Below are 273 nucleotides of genomic sequence, written 5' to 3'. Positions count from 1 at the left end.
CGATCATGAACCTGGCCGACGCGCTGGACACGTACATCCCGACGCCGGAGCGCGCGGTGGACGGCACGTTCCTGATGCCGGTGGAAGACGTGTTCTCGATCTCGGGTCGCGGCACGGTGGTGACGGGTCGCGTTGAGCGCGGCGTCGTCAAGGTCGGCGAGGAAATCGAAATTGTCGGTATCAAGCCGACGGTGAAGACGACCTGCACGGGCGTGGAAATGTTCCGCAAGCTGCTCGACCAGGGTCAGGCGGGCGACAACGTGGGTATCCTGC

1 protein-coding gene is annotated in these 273 nt (G+C 64.5%); it reads left to right on the top strand.

The window, feature by feature from the left end; all coding sequences use genetic code 11:
- Positions 1–273 (top strand): EF-Tu/IF-2/RF-3 family GTPase (locus BN2475_RS04690; RefSeq protein ID WP_245841145.1); only part of this gene is annotated, 273 nt, incomplete at both ends.

It is taken from the genome of Paraburkholderia ribeironis, assembly GCF_900019265.1.
GTDB classification, from domain to species: domain Bacteria; phylum Pseudomonadota; class Gammaproteobacteria; order Burkholderiales; family Burkholderiaceae; genus Paraburkholderia; species Paraburkholderia ribeironis.
This window is presented reverse-complemented; position numbering and strand designations above follow the sequence as displayed.